Below are 24466 nucleotides of genomic sequence, written 5' to 3'. Positions count from 1 at the left end.
AGCGCTTTTTGGCTCGTCTGGCTGCATTATGCTTATGCCTGAAGAGGCCACTTCCGATGCGGGCTTCAGTAAAGAGCAAGAACTGTGATCGTCTTCAAATGCGTTGTAGCGTGGTTATTAAAATATGTTCAAAACTGATGGCTGTCGGGAGCCGTGATATGAATTCCATCTTTACCGAAGAGAACCTTCTGGCTTTCACTACCGCAGCACGCTTTAGCAGCTTTAGCAAAGCGGCCGTAGAGCTTGGCGTTACCACGTCGGCCATCAGTTACACCATTAAGCGCATGGAGACCGGGCTGGACGTGGTGTTGTTTGTGCGTAACACGCGCAGCATAGAGTTAACCGAATCCGGCCTTTACTTTTACCGTAAGGCCACGGATCTGCTCAATGACTTCCATGCCATCAAGCGCGGCATTGATACGATTTCACAAGGGATAGAGGCGCGGGTGCGTATCTGTATCAATCAACTGTTGTATACACCACGCCATACCGCACGGCTGCTGCAGGTGCTGAAAAAACAGTTTCCGACCTGCCAGATAACCGTCACCACCGAGGTGTATAATGGCGTCTGGGACTCCATCATTAATCACCAGGCTAATATCGCGATCGGCGCGCCGGACACCCTGCTCGACGGAGGCGGCATTGATTACACCGAGATCGGCGCCATCCGCTGGATCTTCGCCATCGCCCCGACACACCCGCTGGCCTTCACCCCGGAGCCGATAGCGGAAAGCCAGTTGCGCCTGTATCCCACTATTATGGTGGAGGATACCGCGCATACGATAAACAAGAAGGTCGGCTGGTTGCTTCACGGCCAGGAAGCGATTCTGGTGCCGGACTTTAACACCAAATGCCAGTGTCAAATCCTCGGCGAAGGGATTGGATTTCTTCCGGAACATATGGCCAGGGAGGCGGTGCAAGACGGGCTGCTGGTGACGCGGCGGATCAATAATCCCCGTCAGGACTCGCGCATGCTGCTTGCCACACAACATGCGGCGACCGGTCAGGTAACACGCTGGATCAAACAGCAGTTTGCACCAGAGGGCGTGCTGACCGGGATCTACAGTGATTTATTGTGGCGTGCTTAGCTTTTGGTCTGGACCCAAAACGCGTGGATGAGGCCGGGGATGTAGCCCAGCAACGTCAGAAGGATGTTCAGAATAAATGCCCAGCCAAAACCTTTGCCAAGCAGCACGCCCAGCGGCGGCAAAACGATAGTAAAAAGAATACGCCAAAAACCCATAAATACTCCGTGCAAGCTAACCAATTGAAAATAAAAAAGAGACTATCTCTAAGCGTAGTCAGTTTACGCGTTGCTGCCATGTTGCTCTCACGCTTTTACCTGCCTTTACCCTCTTTACACTGGCTTAAGCGCCGCCGATCACGTGATGAGACTGTACCCCGCGCGGGGCGTCGGCTATGGTTAAGATCGCTAAACATTGAGGAGGTACTATGTTTTCTGTCGGTGATTTTGTACAACCGCGCCAGGGCGGTCCGAAACTGAAAGTGCTCGAAGTGAAAGGTGAAAGCCTTGTGACGGTGCAGGCCAGCGATGAACAAGGGGAAAAATTTACCCTGCAAGCGGCGGATGTGACGCTATATACCGAAGCGGGTGATTTCGGCGTTTGCTAACAAAATAGCCGGGCGGAAATTCCCGCCCGGTTCATGAATTAAATCAGAAAATCATCCAGTGATTTACCTTCTGCCAGCGCAGCGGCGATAGGTTTTGGCGTGCGGCCCTGGCCAGTCCAGGTTTTCTCTTCGCCATTCACGTCAATAAAGCGATATTTTGCTTCACGCGCTTTGCGTTTTTTCGCCGGTTGTCCTGCCGGAACACGATCAGTGCCCAGCAAGTCGGACGGTGAAATACCATCGGCTTTCATCTGCTCCAGCAGCGCATTAATTTTATCCTGCTGCTCAGCGCGCTGTTGCTCGAATTCCGCCTGTTCACTACGTTTCTCTTCAGCGACAATCCTGACTTTCTCCAGCATTTCTTCAAGAACGTCCAGGGATAATTCACGCGACATGGCACGCAGAGTGCGGATATTATTAAGATTCTGTAAAGTCAAAGACATATTAAATGAAAACCTTTTATTTAGTGGGAGTCGAAAAATCAACGGACAGAATAATTGATTTCTTCACCAATATCTACCCATCGCGTCTATTCGTCAATATTGTAAATATTTTTAAATACGTAATTTAATTACAACCGCAGGATCCCGCACGAGCAAATCATCATATCAATATAAACGCTTACATTTACTCCGCCTTACAGAAAGCATGACCGTTCCTGGCGTGGAGGAATCGCCTGTCGGTAAAATATTCAATGCCTTGATTTTAAGAAAGAAAACAACATTTGAGAGACAAAATAACGCACCGAACATAAAATAAACAAATTTAGAGAATTTTGTCGACAAAACGCCAATAAATAAAAACTTATCACTAGTTGTCAGTTCAAACTCAGAGCTATACGCTATACACATCAAAAAAAGCAACCTAAAGCACTATACGCCGCAGGCAATACGTTTCTATTGTGTTCTTCTCAAGGAGTTCGGCCATGTTCTCATCGCAATCTCGCCTGCGCCACGCGGTAGCGGATACTTTCGCGATGGTTGTTTACTGTTCCGTTGTGAATATGCTGATTGAAATATTCCTCTCGGGAATGTCCTTCGAGCAGTCGCTCTCTTCTCGCCTGGTCGCGATCCCGGTCAATATCATTATTGCCTGGCCTTACGGATTATACCGCGATGCGGTTATGCGCTACGCGCGCCGCCTTAGCCAGGCTGGCTGGATGAAAAACCTGGCAGATGTGTTGGCCTATGTGACGTTCCAGTCTCCAGTGTACGTCGTTATTTTGCTGGTTGTCGGCGCTGACGGGCATCAAATCATTGCCGCAGTGAGTTCGAATATCGTGATTTCAATGTTGATGGGCGCGGTGTACGGCTATTTTCTCGACTACTGTCGTCGGCTATTTAAAGTCAGCCAGTACCACCAGGCAAAGGCGTGATGCGAGGCGACTGGCCTGTGCCAGTCGCAGTGTTATTGTACGTCGCCAAACAGTCCCTGCAGAAACCGCTCCAGCGCCATTCGCGAGCTGAATCCATGCGGAATACCATAATGTTCGTGCCTCTCACCGCCTAAATAGAGCGGGAATTGCTGGTAATGGTCGCAGGTTTTAATATCCGAGGCTGGCTCTGCAAATGACTGGCTTTTGTCTTTTAGCGTCGGGTGAATAATGAGAGCCGTTCGCCCCATTCTCGCTTCACGGTTAACGTAAACATAATTCTCGCCACGGCGATAACCATACGCTTTGGATGTCACTTCATCCATGGTGAATCCCGCTTTTTCAAGAACGCGCGCCACCTCATCGGGTCGTAAATACATATCTTTTCCTCGTTATCATTCCTGCCCGGCAACCTTACCGTATTCAGCCTTCGCAGGGCTTTCAGAATATTCCATAAACGCCCTGATAAGAGATGACTCGCTTCAGATATTACATTTCTGAACTAAACTAAACGGGAACACATATTACGGAGGATCGTATGTTTAACAGACCGAACCGAAACGATATTAACGACAACGCTCAGGATATTCGTCACGATGTCAGTCAATTAGCGGATACGCTGGAAGAGGTGCTGAAATCCTGGGGAACTGACGCTAAGGATGAAGCCGATGCCGCAAAACGTAAGGCTCAGTCTTTACTCCGTGAAACACGTGCCCGGATGAACGGACGTTCGCGTGCGACACAGGCTGCCTGCGACGCGGTAAGCTGTGCCAATACTTTCATGCGTGATAAACCGCTGTGCGCGCTGGGTACCGTCGCCGCTGTGGGTATTTTTGTTGGTGCCCTGCTCAGCCTGCGTAAGTAAGTGATGTTCATCGGCCCCGGTAGCCTCTGGCTCCGGGGCGTTTCTTTGCCCCTGCGCCTGAAAAACTCGTACAGCTTGCCCTGCCCCGCTATGCTCATCATCGTGGCATCATCACGCTATAATTCCCATATGTTGTATGGTTGAAACTTTTCACAACTACATCTAGTATTTCCTTTAGCAAGAGTCGCACTACATGACGCGTACAATCGCGCCGCACTTTTATTCTAAATGGAAATACGAATCATGAGCATTATTATTTACACTCGTAGCGATTGTGTTCAATGCCACGCAACAAAACGCGCGATGGAAAGCCGTGGCGTGGCATTTGAGATGGTCAACATCGACCTGATACCTGATGCCGCCGACACGCTACGCGCGCAAGGGTTCCGTCAACTGCCGGTGGTGGTCGCGGGTGAAACCAGCTGGTCCGGCTTTCGCCCGGACATGATTAACCAACTGGCCGCCCAGGCCCCCCGTGCATGAGTGGGCTGGTGTACTTCTCCAGCAGCTCGGAGAATACGCTTCGCTTTATGGAGCGTCTCGGGCTGCCAGCAACGCGTATTCCCCTCAACGAACGAGAGCGCATTCAGGTAGACGAACCGTACATTTTGGTGGTGCCCAGCTATGGCGGAGGCGGTACGGCTGGGGCGGTGCCTCGCCAGGTGATCCGCTTTCTCAACGATCCCCATAACCGGCAGTTGATCCGCGGCGTCATTGCGGCGGGCAATCGCAACTTCGGCGATGCCTTTGGCCGCGCCGGAGATGTCATCTCTCAAAAATGCGGCGTCCCGTATCTCTATCGCTTTGAACTGATGGGGACACAGCAGGACGTCGAAAACGTGCGTAAAGGAGTGAACCAATTTTGGCAACAACAACTGCAGAACCTCTAATTCAGGCGGCACCGGATTACCACGCATTAAACGCCATGCTGAACCTTTACGATCGCGACGGACGTATCCAGTTTGACAAAGATCATGATGCAGTTGATGCGTTTTTTGCCACCCACGTCCGTCCTAACAGCGTGACCTTCGCCAGCCAGGATGAACGTCTCGACTATCTGGTCAATGAAGGCTATTACGAAGAACGCGTGCTGGCCCGTTACGATCGCCCCTTTGTCAGGAAGCTGTTTGCGCAGGCCTATGCCAGCGGTTTCCGTTTCAAGACCTTCCTCGGGGCATGGAAGTATTACACCAGCTACACCCTGAAAACTTTTGACGGCAAACGCTACCTGGAGAGCTTTGAAGATCGCACGGTGATGGTCGCGCTGACGCTGGCGCAAGGGGATGAGACGCTGGCTGAACGGCTCACCGCAGAGATCCTTTCCGGGCGCTTTCAGCCCGCTACTCCCACTTTTCTCAACTGCGGAAAAGCCCAGCGCGGCGAGCTGGTCTCCTGCTTCCTGCTGCGCATTGAAGACAATATGGAGTCGATTGGTCGCGCGGTAAACTCGGCGCTGCAGCTGTCTAAGCGCGGCGGCGGCGTGGCGTTTTTGCTCTCTAACCTGCGTGAAGCGGGCGCGCCGATTAAACGTATTGAAAACCAGTCATCCGGGGTGATCCCGGTAATGAAAATGCTGGAAGATGCGTTCTCTTACGCCAACCAGCTAGGGGCGCGTCAGGGGGCCGGAGCGGTCTATCTGCATGCGCACCATCCGGATATTCTGCGTTTTCTGGATACCAAACGTGAAAACGCCGACGAAAAAATCCGCATTAAAACCCTGTCGTTGGGCGTCGTGATCCCCGATATCACCTTTGCGCTTGCCAAAGAGAACGCCGACATGGCGCTGTTTTCGCCTTACGATATTGAGCGTATTTACGGCAAAGCCTTCGGCGACGTCGCCATCAGCGAACGGTACGACGCGCTGGTATCCGACCCGCGTATTCGCAAGAAGTACATCAACGCCCGCGATTTTTTCCAGACGCTGGCGGAGATCCAGTTTGAATCCGGTTATCCGTACATCATGTACGAAGACACGGTGAACCGCGCCAACCCGATAGCCGGGCGCATCAACATGAGTAACCTGTGCTCGGAGATTTTGCAGGTCAATAGCGCCTCGGCATATAACGAGGATCTGGAGTATGCGGATATCGGGAGAGATATTTCCTGTAACCTCGGGTCGCTGAATATTGCTCATACGATGGATTCACCCGATTTTGGCCGCACGGTAGAGACCGCCATTCGCGGGCTAACGGCGGTATCAGATATGAGCCACATCCGCAGCGTGCCGTCCATTGAAGCGGGCAATGCCGCCTCGCACGCCATCGGCCTTGGTCAGATGAACCTGCACGGCTATCTGGCGCGGGAAGGTATCGCCTACGGCAGCGCTGAAGGGCTGGATTTCACTAACCTCTATTTCTATACCATCACCTGGCATGCGCTGCATACCTCGATGCTGCTGGCGCGCGAGCGTAACCAGTGTTTCGCGGGCTTTGAGCAGTCTCGCTACGCCAGCGGGGCGTATTTCAGCCAGTATCTGGAAGGTGACTGGCAGCCGAAAACGGAGAAAGTTAGGGCGCTGTTTGCCCGCGCCGGTATCACACTCCCCACGCGCGAAATGTGGCTTAAGCTACGCGACGATGTGATGCGCTACGGTATCTATAACCAGAACCTGCAGGCCGTGCCGCCAACCGGGTCTATCTCCTATATCAACCACGCCACGTCGAGCATTCATCCGATTGTGTCGAAAATTGAGATCCGCAAGGAAGGTAAAACCGGGCGCGTTTATTACCCCGCCCCTTTTATGACCAATGAGAACCTGGCCCTCTACCAGGACGCGTATGAAATCGGTCCTGAGAAGATCATCGATACCTATGCAGAGGCGACGAAGCACGTGGATCAAGGGCTGTCGTTGACGCTGTTTTTCCCGGATACCGCCACCACGCGGGATATTAACAAAGCGCAGATCTACGCCTGGAAGAGAGGCATTAAGACGCTGTACTACATTCGCCTGCGCCAGCTTGCGCTGGAAGGCACCGAAATTGAAGGCTGCGTGTCCTGCGCACTGTAAGGAGAAAGGATGAAACTGTCATGCGTGAGCGCCGTTAACTGGAATAAGATTCAGGATGATAAAGACCTGGAGGTGTGGAACCGACTGACCAGCAACTTTTGGCTGCCGGAAAAAGTGCCCCTCTCGAACGATATTCCAGCCTGGCAAACGCTGAGCCACAGCGAGCAGCAACTGACGATCCGCGTCTTCACCGGCCTGACGCTGCTCGACACTGTTCAGAACACCGTCGGCGCGCCTGCGCTGATGCGTGACGCGCTGACACCGCACGAAGAGGCGGTGATGTCGAACATTAGCTTTATGGAAGCGGTCCATGCCCGTTCCTATAGCTCGATTTTCTCCACGCTGTGCCAGACCAAAGATGTCGATGCCGCTTACGCCTGGAGTGAAGAGAGCGCATCGCTGCAGCGTAAGGCAAACCTGGTGCTGGACTATTATCGGGCCGACGAGCCGCTGAAGAAAAAGATCGCCAGCGTGTTTCTGGAATCATTTCTCTTCTATTCCGGCTTCTGGCTGCCGATGTACTGGTCGAGCCGCGGCAAGCTCACCAACACCGCCGATTTAATTCGCCTGATCATTCGTGATGAGGCGGTTCACGGGTATTATATTGGTTACAAGTACCAGAAAGGGCTGGAGAAAGTCAGCGACGCTAAGCGTGAGGAGCTAAAAAGCTTTGCGCTCGATTTGCTGATGGATCTGTACGATAACGAGCTGAGCTATACCGCAGAACTCTACGCTGGCAGCGGCTGGGAGGAGGACGTACAAGCGTTCCTTTGCTACAACGCCAATAAAGCGCTGATGAACCTTGGCTACGAGGCGCTATTCCCGGCGGAAATGGCGGCGGTGAATCCGGCCATTCTGGCGGCGCTCTCGCCAAATGCCGACGAAAACCATGACTTTTTCTCCGGGTCCGGATCGTCATATGTGATGGGTAAAGCGGTAGAAACTGAGGATGAAGATTGGGACTTTTAATGCGCAAGTTAACGCTCATTAATTTACTATAAATCATCTTTATTTCCACATAATATTTCTATGGCATCTACACTGTAATTTCCACGTCATATTCGCCTGAATACCTCCGATTCAGGCGAAATTCTCCGATGCAGAAGCAAAAAAATCAGAAAAATTCAACGCCTGCTCAGCCCTTTAATCATGGGAAATTCAGCCGTTTCGCTTATGTAAAAATCACCACAACCCGCCGTGGCAGGGTTGTCTCAGATTCTGAGTATGTTAGGGTAATGCCAGCTAACTATTTACCATGGTAATCATATCGACATATACAAATAACAGGACATTTTTTATTGCATGGCAATTAAATTAGAAGTGAAAAATCTTTATAAAGTATTTGGCGAGCATCCACAGCGCGCATTCAAATATATTGATAAAGGACTTACCAAAGAGCAAATTCTGGAAAAAACGGGGCTATCGCTTGGCGTTAAAGACGCCAGTCTGGCCATTGAAGAAGGCGAGATTTTCGTCATCATGGGGTTATCCGGCTCGGGTAAATCCACTATGGTTCGCCTTCTCAATCGCCTGATTGAACCCACCCGCGGACAGGTTCTGATTGACGGTGTCGATATCGCTAAAATATCAGATGCCGAGCTTCGTGAGGTGCGCAGAAAGAAGATTGCGATGGTGTTCCAGTCATTCGCATTGATGCCGCATATGACGGTACTGGATAATACCGCCTTTGGTATGGAATTAGCCGGCGTGAATGCCGAAGAGCGTAAAGAAAAAGCGCTCGATGCGTTACGTCAGGTCGGGCTTGAAAACTACGCGCACGGTTATCCGGATGAACTTTCCGGCGGTATGCGCCAGCGTGTCGGATTAGCCCGCGCACTGGCGATCAATCCAGACATTTTATTAATGGATGAAGCGTTCTCGGCGCTCGATCCATTAATTCGCACCGAAATGCAGGATGAACTGGTAAAATTACAGGCTAAGCATCAGCGTACCGTGGTCTTTATTTCCCACGATCTGGATGAAGCTATGCGCATTGGCGACCGTATTGCCATTATGCAAAATGGCGAAGTGGTACAGGTCGGCACACCGGATGACATTTTGAATAATCCGGCCAATGACTATGTGCGTACTTTCTTTCGCGGCGTGGATATTAGCCAGGTGTTCAGCGCCAAGGATATTGCCCGTCGAACCCCTAACGGCATCATTCGTAAAACGCCAGGTTTCGGCCCGCGCTCCGCGCTTAAGCTGCTGCAGGACGAAGACCGTGAATACGGTTATCTGGTCGAGCGCGGCAATAAATTTGTTGGCATTGTCTCCATCGACTCCCTGAAAACCGCCCTTAGCGAAAACCTGGGGATCGATGCGGCGTTAATCGATTCACCGCTTGCCGTGGATGCCGAAACGCCGCTCAGCGAGTTGCTCTCACATGTAGGTCAGGCGCCTTGTGCCGTACCGGTTGTGGGGGAGGAACAACAGTACGTCGGCATCATCTCAAAACGCATGTTGCTGCAGGCTTTAGATCGCGAGGGGGCACACAATGACCGATCAAACTAACCCGTGGGGCACCACTGAAGCAGCCGACAGCGCTGCACAATCTGCCGATGCGTGGGGTTCCACGCCAGCACCCGCCGATAGCGGCGGTACGGCAGACTGGTTGAACAGCGCACCTGCGCCTGCGCCAGAACATTTCAATATCATGGATCCATTCCACAAAACGCTGATCCCGCTCGATAGCTGGGTCACGCAAGGGATCGACTGGGTGGTAACCCATTTCCGTCCGGTGTTCCAGGGGATCCGCGTCCCGGTGGATTATATCCTCAACGGTTTCCAGCAGTTGATGCTGGGCATGCCGGCACCGGTCGCCATTATTCTGTTCTCCCTGATCGCCTGGCAAATTGGCAGCGCTGGCATGGGAGTTGCCACGCTGATTTCACTGATTGCCATTGGCGCCATTGGCGCGTGGTCGCAGGCGATGATCACGCTGGCGCTGGTGCTGACCGCCCTGCTCTTCTGCGTGGTCATTGGCTTGCCGGTGGGAATTTGGCTGGCGCGCAGCCCACGGGCAGCGAAGATTATTCGTCCGCTACTGGATGCAATGCAGACGACGCCAGCCTTCGTCTACCTGGTGCCGATTGTGATGCTGTTCGGAATTGGCAACGTGCCTGGCGTGGTAGTGACCATTATCTTCGCCCTGCCGCCGATTATTCGTCTGACAATCCTCGGGATTAACCAGGTGCCAGCCGATCTGATTGAGGCGTCGCGCTCTTTCGGCGCCAGCCCGCGCCAGATGCTGTTTAAAGTTCAGCTCCCGCTGGCGATGCCGACCATTATGGCGGGCGTTAACCAGACGCTGATGCTGGCTCTCTCGATGGTGGTGATCGCCTCGATGATTGCCGTTGGCGGTCTGGGCCAGATGGTGTTGCGGGGTATTGGCCGTCTCGATATGGGGCTGGCGACCGTCGGCGGTGTCGGCATCGTGATCCTCGCCATTATCCTTGACCGCCTGACCCAGGCTGTCGGTCGTGATTCCCGCAGTCGCGGCAACCGTCGCTGGTATACCACCGGCCCCGTCGGGTTCATCACCCGCCCATTCGTAAAATAAGGAGCAACGATGCGACATTGCGTACTTTTTTCCACAACGTTGGCGGCCCTTGTCTCCACCAGCGCAATTGCAGCTGACCTGCCGGGCAAAGGCATTACCGTGCAGCCGGTACAGAGCACCATTTCAGAAGAGTCCTTCCAGACCCAGATTGTCAGCCGTGCGCTGGAAAAACTGGGCTATACGGTCAATACCGCCAGTGAAGTAGATTACAACGTAGGCTACACCTCGATTGCCTCCGGTGATGCCACCTTTACCGCCGTGAACTGGCAGCCGCTGCACGACGATATGTACGCCGCAGCGGGCGGTGATAAGAAATTCTACCGCGAAGGGACCTTCGTGACCGGCGCAGCGCAGGGGTATCTGATCGACAAGAAAACTGCCGATAAGTATCACATCACCAATATTGAACAGCTTAAAGATCCGAAGATCGCCAGACTGTTCGACACCAACGGCGACGGCAAAGCCGATATGATGGGCTGCTCGCCTGGCTGGGGTTGCGAAGCGGTGATTAACCACCAGAATAAAGCCTTTGACCTGGCGAAGACCGTCGATGTGAGCCACGGTAACTACTCGGCGATGATGGCCGATACAATTGCCCGCTTTAAAGAGGGTAAACCGGTCATTTATTATACCTGGACGCCGTACTGGGTCAGCGACGTGCTGAAGCCGGGTAAAGACGTGGTCTGGCTGCAGGTACCGTTCTCCTCTCTGCCGGGCGAGCAGAAAGAGATCGACACCAAACTGCCGAACGGCATGAACTATGGCTTCCCGGTGAATACCATGCATATTGTGGCTAACAAAGCCTGGGCTGAGAAAAACCCGGCGGCCGCGAAGCTGTTCTCGGTGATGAAACTGCCGCTGGCGGATATCAACGCTCAAAATGCCATGATGCACGAAGGAAAATCTTCAGAAGCCGATGTGAAAGGCCACGTTGACGGCTGGATCAAAGCCCACCAGCAGCAGTTCGATGGCTGGGTAAAAGAGGCGCTTGAGGCGCAGAAGTAAGAAACATAACCCTTACCTCCTCCCCCTCCGGACTGAGGGGGAAGAGGTTAAACCGCACAAACTCACACACAACAATCCCCCCACATTCACAATCATTAGTTATTATGGTTTCCGGAAAATAATCACCTCACTCACGATTCCTGAACCTCATGACTAAAACACCTCACGGGCTTAGCCCGGCCCTGATCCTTTTAATGTCCGTGGCAACGGGTCTGGCTGTCGCCAGTAACTATTATGCGCAACCTCTGCTTGATACCATCGCCCGCGCCTTTAACCTTTCCGCCAGCTCGGCAGGCTTCATTGTTACCGCCGCACAGCTTGGCTATGCCGCCGGCTTGCTGCTGCTGGTCCCGCTCGGCGACATGTTTGAACGCCGAATGCTGATAGTGTCAATGACGCTGTTGGCGGCGGGCGGCATGTTGATCACCGCCAGCAGTCAGTCATTAACCATGATGATCGTCGGTACCGCCCTGACCGGGCTGTTTTCGGTGGTGGCGCAGATCCTGGTCCCACTGGCCGCGACGCTCGCCTCGCCGGAAAAACGCGGCAAAGTGGTAGGCACAATCATGAGCGGCCTGCTATTGGGCATTTTGCTGGCGCGTACCGTCGCCGGTTTACTGGCAAGCCTGGGCGGCTGGCGCACCGTGTACTGGGTGGCAAGCGTGCTTATGGCGATCATGGCGCTGGCGCTGTGGCGAGGCCTGCCTAAAGTGAAACCGGAGAACCACCTGAACTACCCGCAGCTTCTGGCCTCCGTTTTCAGCCTTTTCACACAGGATAAACTGCTGCGCACCCGCGCAATGCTGGGGTGTTTCACTTTCGCCAACTTCAGCATTCTCTGGACATCGATGGCTTTTCTGCTGGCCTCACCACCGTTTAACTATTCCGAAGGGATGATTGGGCTGTTTGGTCTGGCGGGCGCGGCGGGCGCACTGGGTGCGCGTCCTGCTGGCGGGCTGGCCGACAAAGGTAAGTCCCACCTGACCACGTCTGCCGGGCTGGTATTGCTGTTGCTCTCATGGGCCGCCATCTGGTTCGGACATTCGTCGGTGCTGGCGCTGATTGTCGGTATACTGCTGCTCGACCTCACCGTCCAGGGGGTCCATATCACCAATCAGACTGTTATTTATCGCGTGAAGCCAGAAGCACGTAACCGCCTTACCGCCGGTTACATGACCAGCTACTTCATTGGCGGGGCTACGGGATCGTTGATCTCCGCCTCGGCATGGCAACATGCCGGCTGGGCAGGCGTGTGTACGATAGGGGCAGTCGCCGCCGCGTTGAACCTGCTCGTCTGGTGGCGGGGCTACCATCGTCAGGACGCAATTCACTAAGTTTTACATTGCTTTAAGCCCCTTAGGGTATTAAGGGACTGTGCAGTCTGTTAATGTAAACATAATCATTTATCCCAGAAATTTTAATGTGGGTGACATATTTACTAATAGCATGAATAGCTCAGCCCCCCGTCCTCACATCCTCGCTTCACCCAATTTGTGCTCACCGGGTCACGGATTTACCCGGCGCTTTCTGATGGTGACATACATTTGGCGGATGTAATCGCACAAATAATACATTTACATTATTTGTCACTGTCGTTACTATATCGGCTGTAATTAATGAGGTTATGCCCAAATGGATAGTTCGTTCACGCCCATTGAACAAATGCTTAAATTCCGCGCCAGTCGTCACGAGGAGTTCCCGTATCAGGAAATCCTGCTGACCCGCCTGTGCATGCACATGCAGGGTAAACTGCTGGAAAATCGTAATAAGATGCTGAAAGCTCAAGGGATTAACGAGACGTTGTTTATGGCGTTGATTACGCTGGAGTCTCAGGAAAACCACAGTATTCAGCCGTCTGAGCTGAGCTGCGCGCTGGGCTCTTCCCGTACCAACGCGACCCGTATTGCCGATGAGCTGGAAAAACGCGGCTGGATTGAACGCCGTGAAAGCGACAACGATCGCCGCTGTTTACACCTGCAATTGACCGATAAAGGCCACGAATTCCTGCGTGAGGTGCTTCCACCTCAGCACAATTGTCTGCACCAACTCTGGTCTGCCCTCAGCACCTCCGAGCGTGACCAGCTTGAGCAGATTACTCGCAAGCTGCTGACCCGTCTTGATCAGATGGATCAAGATGGTGCTATTCTTGAGGCGCTGCGCTAACGCGACGACACGCTCAACAATCCAGATTTAAAAAGAAAACCGACAGGCCAGCACGTGACACTGCTGGCCTTTCTGACAACAGGTCGGCTCAGCCGATGTGAAAATAAGAAGATCGTGGAGAACAACAATGAGCGCAAATGCGCAGAACACTCCCCCGCAGCAACCGGTCAACAAGAAAGGCAAACGTAAGAGTGCCCTACTTCTGCTGACCTTGCTCTTTATTATTATTGCCGTGGCATATGGGATCTATTGGTTTTTAGTATTGCGTCACGTTGAAGAAACAGACGATGCATACGTGGCAGGGAACCAGGTTCAGATTATGGCGCAGGTGTCGGGCAGCGTGACGAAAGTCTGGGCTGATAATACCGACTTTGTGCAAAAAGGGGATGTACTGGTCACGCTCGATCCGACCGACGCCCAACAGACGTTTGAAAAAGCGCAGACACAGCTAGCCTCCAGCGTGCGTCAAACGCGCCAGCTGATGATCAACAGCAAACAGCTACAAGCCAACATCGACGTGCAAAAAACCGCACTGGCGCAGGCACAAAGCGACCTGAATCGACGCGTGCCTCTCGGCACCGCCAACCTGATTGGCCGTGAAGAGTTGCAACACGCTCGCGATGCGGTTACCCGCGCCCAGGCACAGCTGGACGTGGCCACTCAACAGTTCAACGCCAACCAGGCGATGGTGCTGGGCACCAGCCTGGAAAATCAGCCTGCGGTAAAGCAGGCGGCAACCGAAGTGCGTAACGCATGGCTTGCCCTGCAGCGTACCAAAATTGTCAGCCCGATGACCGGCTACGTCTCACGTCGTTCCGTGCAGCCTGGCGCACAGATTAGTACCACCACGCCGCTGATGGCGGTGGTTCCGGCGAACAATCTGTGGGTCGATGCGAACTTCAAAGAGACACAGCTTGCCCATATGCGTATCGGCCAGACCGCGACGGTTGTCAGCGATATCTACGGCGATGACGTGAAGTACACCGGTAAGGTGGTGGGCCTCGATATGGGGACCGGCAGCGCCTTCTCCCTGTTGCCTGCGCAAAACGCGACCGGCAACTGGATCAAAGTGGTTCAGCGCCTGCCCGTGCGTATCGAGCTGGATGAGAAACAGCTAGCCGACCACCCGCTGCGTATCGGTCTCTCTACGCTGGTGACGGTCAATACCGCTGACCGCGAGGGTCAGATTCTGGCAAGCCAGGTACGAAGCAGCCCGGCTTATGAAAGTAACGCCCGTGAAATTAGCCTCGATCCGGTCAACAAGCTGATCGATGACATCGTGAAGGCAAACGCCGGTTAATCCGAAGGTGAGCGTTATGCAACAGCAAAAGCCGCAAAAACCGCTCGAAGGCGCGCAGTTGGTCATCATGACTATTGCGCTCTCGCTTGCGACATTCATGCAGGTGCTGGACTCCACCATCGCAAACGTGGCGATCCCTACCATCGCCGGGAACCTTGGCTCATCGTTGAGCCAGGGAACCTGGGTCATTACCTCGTTTGGGGTGGCGAATGCTATCTCCATTCCTATCACCGGCTGGCTGGCGAAACGCGTCGGTGAAGTGAGGCTGTTCCTGTGGTCAACCATCGCCTTTGTTATCGCTTCCTGGGCGTGCGGTATGTCCAACAGCCTGACGATGCTGATTTTCTTCCGCGTAATTCAGGGGATTGTCGCCGGGCCGTTGATTCCGCTGTCGCAGAGTTTACTCCTGAACAACTACCCGCCCGCCAAACGTTCTATCGCGCTGGCGCTGTGGTCAATGACCGTCATTGTCGCCCCAATTTGCGGGCCGATTCTCGGTGGGTATATCAGCGATAACTATCACTGGGGCTGGATCTTCTTTATCAACGTTCCAATCGGTGCCCTTGTGGTAATGATGACGCTGCAGTCTCTGCGTGGCAGGGAAACGCGGACCGAGCAGCGGCGTATTGACGGCGTTGGGCTGGCGTTATTGATCCTCGGTATCGGTAGCCTGCAGGTGATGCTCGACCAGGGCAAAGAGCTGGACTGGTTCAACTCACGGGAGATTATCATCCTGACGATTGTCGCGGTGGTGTCGCTCAGCTTCCTGATTGTCTGGGAGCTAACCGACGATAACCCGATAGTCGACCTGTCGTTGTTTAAGTCGCGAAATTTTACCATCGGCTGCCTGTGTATTAGCCTCGCCTATATGCTCTACTTCGGCGCGATTGTTCTGCTGCCGCAGCTGTTGCAGGAGGTATACGGCTATACCGCAACCTGGGCAGGGTTGGCCTCTGCGCCGGTGGGGTTAATACCCGTCCTGCTGTCGCCGATAATCGGCCGTTTTGCCCATAAGCTTGATATGCGTCGGCTGGTGACGTTCAGCTTCGTCATGTACGCCGTGTGCTTCTACTGGCGCGCGTATACGTTCGAACCGGGGATGGGCTTTGGCGCCTCCGCGTGGCCGCAGTTTATCCAGGGCTTTGCCGTGGCGTGCTTCTTTATGCCTCTGACCACCATCACGCTCTCGGGATTACCGCCTGAACGAATGGCGGCGGCATCAAGCCTGTCGAACTTTACGCGAACGCTGGCGGGATCGATTGGCACCTCAATCACCACCACGCTTTGGACCAACCGGGAATCGTTACACCATGCGCAACTGACGGAAGCGGTGAATCCGTTCAACCCCAATTCTCAGCAGATGTACAACCAGCTTCAGGGAATGGGCATGACGGAGCAGCAGGCGTCCGGCTGGATCGCCCAGCAGATCACCAATCAGGGGCTGATTATCTCGGCAAACGAAATCTTCTGGGTTTCGGCGGGGATCTTCGTGGTCTTGCTGGGGTTGGTATGGTTTGCCAAACCGCCGTTTGGTGCCGGAAGCGGCGGCGGCGCGCACTAAGCAGGTTTAAAACGCGACAGCGATTGTTTGTTCCGCTAAAACAGCGCTCCTGAAATCGATTCATGATAGTGAAAAGACAACAGGAGCGCCTCATGCTGAAACACCCGCGATCAATACCAACCTTATCCCGCCCTTTCCATGCCGGACCGACGCTGGCCGGAGTAACGCATCACCCGGACGTCACGCTGGCTATGTATCAGTTGGGCGCAGTCATGCTGCTGATGCCAGGGATTGCTGTCGCCATGAACATAATCATGGGCAAAAGTGCATTAAATGTGCAGTTCCTGCAGTTTTTCTTTTGGCAGGGCCAGCGCGTCGTTGCTGTTCACGCGAACGTCACGTTCGATGATGTGACGCGCGATGTCCTGCGCCTCTTCCAGTGAGTGCATCTGGTAAGTACCGCACTGGTAAACGTTCAGTTCAGGGATCTGGTTCTGCTCTTTTACCTTCAGCACGTCTTGCATCGCCGCTTTCCACGCATCTGCAACGCGCTTCTCTTCAGGAACGCCGATCAGGCTCATGTAGAAACCAGTGCGGCAGCCCATCGGAGAAATATCGATGATTTCAACGCCGTTGCCGTTTAAATGATCGCGCATAAAGCCAGCAAACAGGTGCTCCAGCGTGTGAATGCCTTTTTCGGGCATCACTTCTTTGTTAGGGATGCAGAAACGCAGATCGAATACGGTAATTGTGTCGCCGTGCGGGGTGTTCATGGTCTTTGCCACGCGTACTGCAGGTGCTTCCATACGGGTATGGTCGACGGTAAAGCTATCTAATAACGGCATACGTCACCTCCGATAGTGATTTTTTTTAAAAATAAACTGAACTCTTTTACAGAATGCGCGTCTGACTATATGAAAGACGCGCATTTGTTATCATCATCCCTGAATTCAGAGATGTATATTTTGGCCACAGCAATGTGGCCTTTTTCTTTTGGTTCAAGCCTGCTTCGCCAGAAACGCCGCAAACGACTCGGTATCTGCCGCTTCGATCTCTTTCTGACGCATAACGGAAGCGTCCCGCTCTGCAGCAAAATCCGCTTCGCTCAGCGTTTCTAACGGTTCCTGCATCAGCATGTCGCGGTATTTCGCCGCCAGCGCACGCCCGGTGCCGCCAATACCCTGCTCAATCATAGAACGCAGAATACGCGCGGAAAATGTCCGTTCCGGGTTATCAAAACTTTCAACCAGTTGATCGCACACGTTTTGATACGCTTCACCGCCGTAGACGCTGTCCATCGTCTGGGCCACGCGCTTCAGGTCACGGAACAGATCCTTACCCACTTTTGGCAGCGGGAACTGCGCCGTTTCACAGCCAATACCCAGCGTCAGACCCGGCTTGCGGCCTTCGAGGATCACGCGATTCCAGTTGGTGCGAGTGCAAAGCAGTTCGTCAGCACTCATTTCTGGCGCATCCGCCAGCACGCACCAGACCATAAACAGATCGAGGAAGCGAACCTGCTGTTCATCTACGCCAACCGGTGAGAACGGGTTGATGTCCAGCGAGCGCACTTCAATGTACTCAATACCACCGCGCTGCAGCGCGTCCGACGGCGTTTCGCCGCTGCGGGTAACCCGTTTTGGACGAACAGGCGCGTACAGTTCGTTTTCAATTTGCAGCACATTGCTATTAATTTGTAGACGCTTCCCGTCCTTTTCGAGGCCGATTTTTTCGTACTCTTCCGACGGGGTTTTGATCGCTCGCTTCAATCCTGCCACATACTCATGTAATTCGTTAAACGTAATACCGAGATTGCTTTGCGATTTATTGGTATAACCCAGATCGCTCAGGCGCAGGGACGTTGCGTAAGGCAGATAGTACATTCCGCACCCGGTCTTCTCGAACGGCAGTGTGGTGGGTTTCCCTTGCAGGAACGACGAACAAATAGCGGGTGAGGCGCCAAATAAATAGGGAATGACCCAGCCGAAACGGTAGTAGTTACGGATCAGACGGAAATAACCCGCTGAGATCGCTTCTTTGTCCGTTTCACCGCATTTCGCCTGCCAGAACGCCAATGGCAAAGAGAAATTGTAATGCACGCCAGAAATGGTCTGCATTAACGCGCCGTAGCGGTTTTTAAGTCCCTCGCGGTAAAGCGTTTTCATACGGCCAATATTCGAGGTGCCATACTGCGCAAGTTCGATATCCTGCCCTTGCTCGATATAACACGGCATGCTGAGTGGCCACATACGTTCTTCGCCAAGATGACGGGCCGTATAGCGATGAACATCGCGTAAGTGCGTCAGCATTTTATCAATATCACCCTCTACCGGCGTGATGAACTCCAGCAGCGCTTCGGCGAAATCGGTTGTGATCCATTTATGTGTCAGCGCCGAGCCTAACGCCTCGGGATGACCCGTTGTCGCTAAGCTGCCATCCGCGTTAACGCGTAGCGTTTCACGCTCAAGGCCACGCTGAATACCCTTCAGAGCCTGAGGGTGGTTTTCCAGCCAGGCCAACGCCTGTGATACGTCCGGGATCAAATTGACCTCCCGCCTGTCAAAGTAATGTTACCCAGCATAATTGTAATGGTTGACGATTGAAGGTCGCGTATTCATTCCACCAATTAGTGCCACCACGTCATACCCTGCAGTGTTACGTATGCTACAAGAACATAGCGCAACGCCTTGCCAAGGCATAAATAAAAGAGCACAGGTCCCCAGGAGATGCGCATCCATCCCGCCAGCAGACACAGTAAATCACCTATTACAGGCATCCAGCTTAATAACAGCGTGGCAGCGCCATAGCGTTTTAGCCAGCCAACTGCCTTTTCCTGCCAGCGCGATTTCTCACGCAGTGGAAAGAAACGACCAAGAATAACGTTAGTCAGCCCTCCAAAGCTATTACCCATTGTTGCTATTAATATAAGCAACCAGGGCTGACTGACGCCGGACAACAGCATTGCCACCAGCACCACTTCCGAATTTCCCGGTAACAGCGTGGCGCTTAAAAAACTGCTGGCAAATAATGAAGCAAGTGACAGTACATCACTCACAGTAAGCGAACATCCACCGCCGCCATTCCGGCATCTTGCGCGGCCTGAATACCAAAGTCGGCATCTTCAAACACAACGCATTTTGCTGCGGGTACCCCCATTCGTTCTGCGCAAAGCAGAAAGGTGTCCGGTGCAGGCTTGTGGTTTTTAACATGATCGGCAGCCACGACGACAGAGAAGTAGTGGCGCAGGCCCAGGTGGCTGAGCAGCGCTTCAGCAATGGCACTTTCACTGCCCGTACCGACCGCCATAGGACGACGCCCGTGCCACTCTTTTACGACATCGATTAAGGGCAAAGGGCGCACGGTATCTAAAAGCATGGCTTTTACCGCATCAGTTTTTTCACGCGCAAGCAGGTGCGGGTCGAGATCGGCCTGATTAAGTTCAATCACAGCCTGCGCAATACGCCATGTCGGGGATCCGTTGAGGGCAACCATCGCCTGGAAGTCAAAGCGCATACCGTAACGCCCCAGTACATCAGTCCAGGCCTGGCGATGTGTGGGCTCGGTATCAAGGATTGTGCCATCCATATCGAAGATTAAACCGTCATACTGTGCGTACATCGTGCTCTCGCTAACCGATTAACAAAGCATTACTTTATCGTAAATGAGGTTTTTTGTCGCTGACAGAGAGTGTGATTGCCGACGAAACGTCGAAGGAATAAACAAAGAGGGAGAATATGGTGCATCCGGGAGGATTACTCGGCTATCGCCTCGCCCTGCGGGCCGTTGCTGAAGCAACGTTATCCTCCCTGGTGCTTGCAGTTAACCCGCACACCGTGACACAACAGTTTTGCTGTTATCTCGGGAAATATGGTGCATCCGGGAGGATTCGAACCTCCGACCGCTCGGTTCGTAGCCGAGTACTCTATCCAGCTGAGCTACGGATGCATCTGGGTTTACTACTGTACTACTTGATACTCATATCACTTCTAAAATGATACGAAGTAATAGATGGTGCATCCGGGAGGATTACTCGGCTATCGCCTCGCCCTGCGGGCCGTTGCTGAAGCAACGTTATCCTCCCTGTGCTTGCGGTTAACCCGCACACCGTGACACAACAGCTTTACTGTTATCTCGGGAAAATATGGTGCATCCGGGAGGATTCGAACCTCCGACCGCTCGGTTCGTAGCCGAGTACTCTATCCAGCTGAGCTACGGATGCATCTGGGTTTACTACTGTACTACTTGATACTCATATCACTTCTAAAATGATACGAAGTAATAGATGGTGCATCCGGGAGGATTACTCGGCTATCGCCTCGCCCTGCGGGCCGTTGCTGAAGCAACGTTATCCTCCCTGGTGCTTGCGGTTAACCCGCACACCGTGACATAACAGTTTTGCTGTTATCTCGGTAAATATGGTGCATCCGGGAGGATTCGAACCTCCGACCGCTCGGTTCGTAGCCGAGTACTCTATCCAGCTGAGCTACGGATGCAAAATGGCGGTGAGGCGGGGATTCGAACCCCGGATGCAGCTTTTGACCGCATACTCCCTTAGCAGGGGAGCGCCTTCAGCCTCTCGGCCACCTCACCACACAACGCCTCTTTCAAGTGCTTCGAGTAACTCGTTAAGAGCTTCTCGTCGCTGCGTGGCGCATATATTACTTTCTGGGACTTATAAGTCAAACAATTTTCCACATGCTTTTTTCGTTTGCACAAATCACGCGCAATTCGCATGTAAAAGCTGCAAAGAGAGTGTTTTATAAGCGGATTTTGCCAGCATCTTCACAATGTTCTGTTGAGCGATAACGGAGCCTACGTTGAGACAGAGGGGGAAGAGAGGTCAAAAAGGAAGCGTTTGAAATAGAACGGTAACGTAAAGCAGGAAAAATTGCGGGAGGACTGCGTCTCGCCGAATAGCGAGACGCGATAATATCAGTAGTCGTTACGGTCGTGATCGTGGTCGTGGTGCTGGTGTTGTTTTTCAGCCTGGATACGCTGGTAGATCTCTTCACGGTGGACAGAGACCTCTTTAGGGGCGTTCACACCAATACGTACCTGGTTGCCCTTTACCCCTAAAACTGTCACGGTGACCTCATCCCCAATCATGAGGGTCTCACCAACTCGACGAGTCAGAATCAGCATTCTTTGCTCCTTGAAAGATTAAAAGAGTCGGGTCTCTTGTATCCCGGCATTATCCATCATATAACGCCAAAAAGTAAGCGATGACAAACACGTAAAGTGTAAGCAGTCACGGCATCACATTCTGTTAAACGTAAGTTTAGCCGATATACACAAAGTCAACCTGACTTTATCATTATTGATAGCGCAGTGAATAAGACGCCATAACGTTGCCGCTATGGCGTCTGCTTGTGCTTTGTAATTATTACAGTTTCGCGCTTACCCAGCTCTCTACGCTGGCTAAAGCCGCAGGAAGTGCCGTTGCATCCGTACCACCGGCTTGCGCCATGTCCGGGCGACCACCACCTTTGCCGCCTACCTGCTGGGCGACCATGCCAATCAGTTCCCCTGCTTTTACGCGGTCGGTCACATCCTTAGAGACGCCCGCAATCAGAGAAACCTTACCTTCTGCTACCGTAGCCAGTACAATAACTGCAGAACCAAGCTGATTCTTCAGATCGTCGACCATAGTACGCAGCATCTTAGGCTCAACGCCCGCCAGGTCACTGACCAGCAGTTTGACGCCCTTAATCTCTACCGCTTTGCTGGAGAGGTTTGCGCTCTCCTGCACTGCCGCACGCTCTTTCAACTGCTGAAGTTCTTTTTCAAGCAGGCGGGTACGATCCAGCGCAACGCGCACCTTCTCGCTCAGGTTATGGCTATCGCCTTTCAGCAGTTGCGCAATATCATATAACTGGTCGCTCTGCGCATGCAGGCTGGCAATGGCGCCTTCACCGGTGACCGCTTCGATACGACGCACGCCTGCCGCCGTGCCTGACTCGGAAACAATGCGGAACAGGCCGATATCACCGGTACGCGATGCGTGGGTACCACCACACAATTCGGTGGAAAAGTCGCCCATGCTCAGTACGCGAACGCGTTCGTCATATTTCTCACCGAACAGTGCCATCGCACCCTTCTGCTTCGCTGCGTCGAGATCCATGATATGGGTTTCGATTGGATGGTTACGCCGAATTTGCGCGTTGACTAAATCTTCAACCGCGCGAATTTCAGCGGGTTTCATTGCTTCAAAGTGAGAGAAGTCGAAACGCAGGATTTTATCATTAACCAGAGAACCTTTCTGCGCAACGTGGGAACCCAGCACCTCGCGCAGTGCTGCGTGCATCAGATGCGTTGCAGAGTGATTAAGACGAATGCGCGCACGGCGGGCTTCATCAACGTTAGCCTGAACACCCTCGCCCACTTTCAGGGCGCCTGAAACCAGCTTGCCCTGATGACCAATCGCCTGACCATATTTCTGAGTATCGCTCACGCTGAAGCTGAAACGGTGGCCTTTCAGTTCGCCTTTATCGCCAACCTGGCCGCCGGATTCAGCATAGAACGGCGTTTTGTCCAGAATCACAACCGCATCCTGGCCCGCACTGATGTGGTCGACGGCTTTACCGTCAACAAACAGCGCAGTGACAGTGCCGGTGAGTTCCAGTTTGTCGTAACCTTCGAATTCAGATGCGCTATCAACGCGGATCATCGCGTTGTAGTCAGCACCAAAACCGCTGGACTCGCGCGCGCGACGGCGCTGCTCTTCCATTGCGGCTTCGAAGCCTGCTTCATCCACTTTAAGATTGCGTTCACGACATACGTCAGCCGTCAGGTCAACCGGGAAGCCATAGGTGTCATACAGGCGGAAAGCGGTTTCGCCATCCAGCGTGTCGCCTTTGAGCTGAGACAGTTCGTCATCCAGTAGCGCCAGGCCGCGCTCCAGCGTACGGGCAAACTGCTCTTCTTCGGTTTTCAGAACCTGCTCAACCTGCACCTGCTGGCTTTTCAGCTCATCACCCGCAGAACCCATCACACCAACCAGAGGCCCAACGAGTTTATAGAAGAAGGTGTCCTTCGCGCCCAGCATGTTGCCATGACGGACAGCACGACGAATAATACGACGCAGCACGTAGCCACGGTTCTCATTCGACGGAATGACGCCGTCGGCAATCAGGAACGCACAGGAACGAATATGGTCTGCGATGACGCGCAGCGATTTATTGCTAAGATCGGTTGCACCGGTCACTTCTGCCACGGACTTGATCAGCGTGCTGAACAGGTCGATGTCATAGTTGGAGTTCACGTGCTGCAGCACAGCCGCGATACGCTCCAGACCCATACCGGTATCAACGGACGGTTTCGGCAGTGGCTCCATGGTGCCGTCAGCCTGACGGTTGAACTGCATGAAGACGATGTTCCAGATCTCAATATAGCGATCGCCATCTTCTTCTGCGCTTCCAGGAGGACCGCCCCAGATGTGGTCGCCGTGATCGTAGAAGATCTCGGTGCACGGGCCGCAAGGACCGGTATCACCCATCTGCCAGAAGTTGTCAGACGCGAAAGGCGCCCCTTTGTTATCGCCGATACGAATAATACGTTCACGCGGGATACCGACTTCTTTTTCCCAGATTTCGAACGCTTCATCATCGGTTTCATAGACGGTCACCCACAGACGCTCTTTCGGCAGGTTGAACCAGTTTTCACCGGTCAGCAGTTCCCATGCGTATTGAATGGCATCGTGTTTAAAATAGTCGCCGAAACTGAAGTTACCCAGCATTTCGAAGAACGTATGGTGGCGCGCAGTGTAACCGACGTTTTCCAGATCGTTGTGTTTACCGCCCGCACGCACACAACGCTGTGAGGTTGTGGCGCGGGAATAATTACGCTTGTCGAGACCAAGGAAAACATCCTTGAACTGGTTCATCCCGGCGTTGGTAAACAGCAGAGTCGGGTCATTGTTCGGTACCAGGGAGCTACTGGCAACAACCTGGTGTCCCTTACTATGGAAAAAATCGAGAAACGCCTGACGGATCTCAGCGGTGCTCTTGCTCATAATTATCCTGAAATCAAGCTAACGAAATGTCGCAGCAAGCCTGTCTCT

At 53.2% G+C, this 24466-nt stretch carries 24 protein-coding genes and 4 tRNA genes; 15 read left to right on the top strand and 13 right to left on the bottom strand.

Annotation, left to right across the window (positions count from 1 at the left end; all coding sequences use genetic code 11):
- Positions 1 to 158 precede the first annotated feature (158 nt).
- Positions 159 to 1088: a LysR substrate-binding domain-containing protein gene (locus NL510_RS06095; RefSeq protein WP_253382479.1), complete on the top strand. Its 930-nt coding sequence runs from the start codon at positions 159 to 161 to the stop codon at positions 1086 to 1088.
- Here the strand turns inward: NL510_RS06095 and NL510_RS06090 are convergent.
- Entirely contained in the window at positions 1085 to 1243 is a 159-nt protein-coding gene (locus NL510_RS06090) for a YqaE/Pmp3 family membrane protein (RefSeq protein WP_253382477.1), read from the bottom strand. The two genes, NL510_RS06095 and NL510_RS06090, sit on opposite strands and share 4 nt — an antisense overlap.
- Positions 1244 to 1452: 209 nt before the next feature.
- Between NL510_RS06090 and NL510_RS06085 the strand changes: the two genes are divergently transcribed.
- The gene (locus tag NL510_RS06085) at positions 1453 to 1632 is read left to right on the top strand and encodes a GDFGVC terminal motif YodC-like protein (RefSeq protein WP_253382475.1); all 180 of its coding nucleotides are present in this window, start codon (positions 1453 to 1455) and stop codon (positions 1630 to 1632) included.
- 38 nt (positions 1633 to 1670) lie between these two features.
- Here the strand turns inward: NL510_RS06085 and stpA are convergent, their stop codons facing one another.
- Entirely contained in the window at positions 1671 to 2075 is a 405-nt protein-coding gene (gene stpA / locus NL510_RS06080) for a DNA-binding protein StpA (protein WP_253382472.1), read from the bottom strand.
- 482 nt (positions 2076 to 2557) lie between these two features.
- On the opposite strand from stpA, the gene alaE reads away from it, so the two are divergent.
- The gene (alaE, locus tag NL510_RS06075) at positions 2558 to 3007 is read left to right on the top strand and encodes an L-alanine exporter AlaE (protein ID WP_253382470.1); all 450 of its coding nucleotides are present in this window, start codon (positions 2558 to 2560) and stop codon (positions 3005 to 3007) included.
- A 32-nt stretch (positions 3008 to 3039) separates the two neighbouring features.
- Here the strand turns inward: alaE and NL510_RS06070 are convergent, their stop codons facing one another.
- Positions 3040 to 3384, bottom strand: a complete 345-nt coding sequence (locus NL510_RS06070) for a DUF2002 family protein (protein WP_253382468.1) — start codon at positions 3382 to 3384, stop codon at positions 3040 to 3042.
- Between the two features lie 158 nt (positions 3385 to 3542).
- Between NL510_RS06070 and NL510_RS06065 the strand changes: the two genes are divergently transcribed.
- The 12 genes from NL510_RS06065 to emrB all read left to right on the top strand — a co-directional run bounded on the left by NL510_RS06065 (position 3543) and on the right by emrB (position 16467).
- A complete protein-coding gene (locus NL510_RS06065) occupies positions 3543 to 3869 on the top strand; it encodes an ElaB/YgaM/YqjD family protein (RefSeq protein WP_253382466.1) in 327 nt (108 codons plus the stop codon).
- 243 nt (positions 3870 to 4112) lie between these two features.
- Positions 4113 to 4352, top strand: a complete 240-nt coding sequence (gene nrdH / locus NL510_RS06060) for a glutaredoxin-like protein NrdH (RefSeq protein WP_253382464.1) — start codon at positions 4113 to 4115, stop codon at positions 4350 to 4352.
- A complete protein-coding gene (nrdI, locus tag NL510_RS06055; RefSeq protein WP_253382462.1) occupies positions 4349 to 4759 on the top strand; it encodes a class Ib ribonucleoside-diphosphate reductase assembly flavoprotein NrdI in 411 nt (136 codons plus the stop codon). The genes nrdH and nrdI overlap by 4 nt, the downstream gene beginning before the upstream one ends.
- Positions 4732 to 6876: a class 1b ribonucleoside-diphosphate reductase subunit alpha gene (gene nrdE, locus NL510_RS06050; RefSeq protein WP_253382459.1), complete on the top strand. Its 2145-nt coding sequence runs from the start codon at positions 4732 to 4734 to the stop codon at positions 6874 to 6876. Before nrdI ends, nrdE begins: the two co-directional genes overlap by 28 nt.
- A gap of 9 nt (positions 6877 to 6885) precedes the next feature.
- Entirely contained in the window at positions 6886 to 7845 is a 960-nt protein-coding gene (nrdF, locus tag NL510_RS06045) for a class 1b ribonucleoside-diphosphate reductase subunit beta (RefSeq protein WP_253382457.1), read from the top strand.
- A gap of 333 nt (positions 7846 to 8178) precedes the next feature.
- A complete protein-coding gene (gene proV / locus NL510_RS06040) occupies positions 8179 to 9390 on the top strand; it encodes a glycine betaine/L-proline ABC transporter ATP-binding protein ProV (protein WP_253382455.1) in 1212 nt (403 codons plus the stop codon).
- Positions 9374 to 10438: a glycine betaine/L-proline ABC transporter permease ProW gene (gene proW, locus NL510_RS06035; protein ID WP_253382453.1), complete on the top strand. Its 1065-nt coding sequence runs from the start codon at positions 9374 to 9376 to the stop codon at positions 10436 to 10438. Before proV ends, proW begins: the two co-directional genes overlap by 17 nt.
- 9 nt (positions 10439 to 10447) lie before the next feature.
- Positions 10448 to 11443: a glycine betaine/L-proline ABC transporter substrate-binding protein ProX gene (gene proX / locus NL510_RS06030; protein ID WP_253382451.1), complete on the top strand. Its 996-nt coding sequence runs from the start codon at positions 10448 to 10450 to the stop codon at positions 11441 to 11443.
- A gap of 149 nt (positions 11444 to 11592) precedes the next feature.
- Complete coding sequence (locus NL510_RS06025; RefSeq protein WP_253382449.1) at positions 11593 to 12777, top strand: MFS transporter; 1185 nt, start codon at positions 11593 to 11595, stop codon at positions 12775 to 12777.
- A 298-nt stretch (positions 12778 to 13075) separates the two neighbouring features.
- Entirely contained in the window at positions 13076 to 13606 is a 531-nt protein-coding gene (gene emrR / locus NL510_RS06020; protein ID WP_253382447.1) for a multidrug efflux transporter EmrAB transcriptional repressor EmrR, read from the top strand.
- A 127-nt stretch (positions 13607 to 13733) separates the two neighbouring features.
- Positions 13734 to 14906, top strand: a complete 1173-nt coding sequence (gene emrA, locus NL510_RS06015; protein WP_253382445.1) for a multidrug efflux MFS transporter periplasmic adaptor subunit EmrA — start codon at positions 13734 to 13736, stop codon at positions 14904 to 14906.
- A gap of 16 nt (positions 14907 to 14922) precedes the next feature.
- Positions 14923 to 16467 carry a multidrug efflux MFS transporter permease subunit EmrB gene (gene emrB / locus NL510_RS06010; protein ID WP_253382442.1) on the top strand — a complete coding sequence of 515 codons (1545 nt, stop codon included), beginning with the start codon at positions 14923 to 14925 and terminating at the stop codon, positions 16465 to 16467.
- Between the two features lie 269 nt (positions 16468 to 16736).
- On the opposite strand, the gene luxS is transcribed toward emrB, so the two are convergent.
- The 10 genes from luxS to alaS form a co-directional block, all read right to left on the bottom strand.
- Positions 16737 to 17252 (bottom strand): S-ribosylhomocysteine lyase, encoded by a 516-nt coding sequence (gene luxS / locus NL510_RS06005; RefSeq protein WP_253382440.1) that lies wholly within the window; start codon positions 17250 to 17252, stop codon positions 16737 to 16739.
- Between the two features lie 153 nt (positions 17253 to 17405).
- Positions 17406 to 18950 carry a glutamate--cysteine ligase gene (gene gshA / locus NL510_RS06000; protein ID WP_253382438.1) on the bottom strand — a complete coding sequence of 515 codons (1545 nt, stop codon included), beginning with the start codon at positions 18948 to 18950 and terminating at the stop codon, positions 17406 to 17408.
- Positions 18951 to 19033: 83 nt separating this feature from the next.
- Positions 19034 to 19462, bottom strand: a complete 429-nt coding sequence (locus NL510_RS05995) for a YqaA family protein (RefSeq protein WP_253382435.1) — start codon at positions 19460 to 19462, stop codon at positions 19034 to 19036.
- Entirely contained in the window at positions 19459 to 20025 is a 567-nt protein-coding gene (gene yqaB, locus NL510_RS05990; RefSeq protein WP_253382433.1) for a fructose-1-phosphate/6-phosphogluconate phosphatase, read from the bottom strand. Before yqaB ends, NL510_RS05995 begins: the two co-directional genes overlap by 4 nt.
- 250 nt (positions 20026 to 20275) lie before the next feature.
- Positions 20276 to 20352, bottom strand: a tRNA-Arg gene (locus NL510_RS05985).
- 197 nt (positions 20353 to 20549) lie between these two features.
- Positions 20550 to 20626: transfer RNA gene (locus tag NL510_RS05980), tRNA-Arg, on the bottom strand.
- A gap of 197 nt (positions 20627 to 20823) precedes the next feature.
- Positions 20824 to 20900: transfer RNA gene (locus NL510_RS05975), tRNA-Arg, on the bottom strand.
- Positions 20901 to 20904: 4 nt separating this feature from the next.
- Positions 20905 to 20997 (bottom strand) — tRNA-Ser (locus NL510_RS05970).
- Positions 20998 to 21339: 342 nt separating this feature from the next.
- Positions 21340 to 21549: a carbon storage regulator CsrA gene (gene csrA / locus NL510_RS05965; RefSeq protein WP_253382431.1), complete on the bottom strand. Its 210-nt coding sequence runs from the start codon at positions 21547 to 21549 to the stop codon at positions 21340 to 21342.
- Between the two features lie 241 nt (positions 21550 to 21790).
- Complete coding sequence (gene alaS / locus NL510_RS05960; RefSeq protein ID WP_253382429.1) at positions 21791 to 24418, bottom strand: alanine--tRNA ligase; 2628 nt, start codon at positions 24416 to 24418, stop codon at positions 21791 to 21793.
- Positions 24419 to 24466 lie beyond the last annotated feature (48 nt).

Source organism: unidentified bacterial endosymbiont (assembly GCF_918797525.1).
In the GTDB taxonomy this organism is placed as follows: Bacteria; Pseudomonadota; Gammaproteobacteria; order Enterobacterales; family Enterobacteriaceae; genus Enterobacter.
The sequence above is the reverse complement of the archived record's forward strand: the minus strand, read 5'-3'. Positions and strand labels throughout refer to the sequence as shown.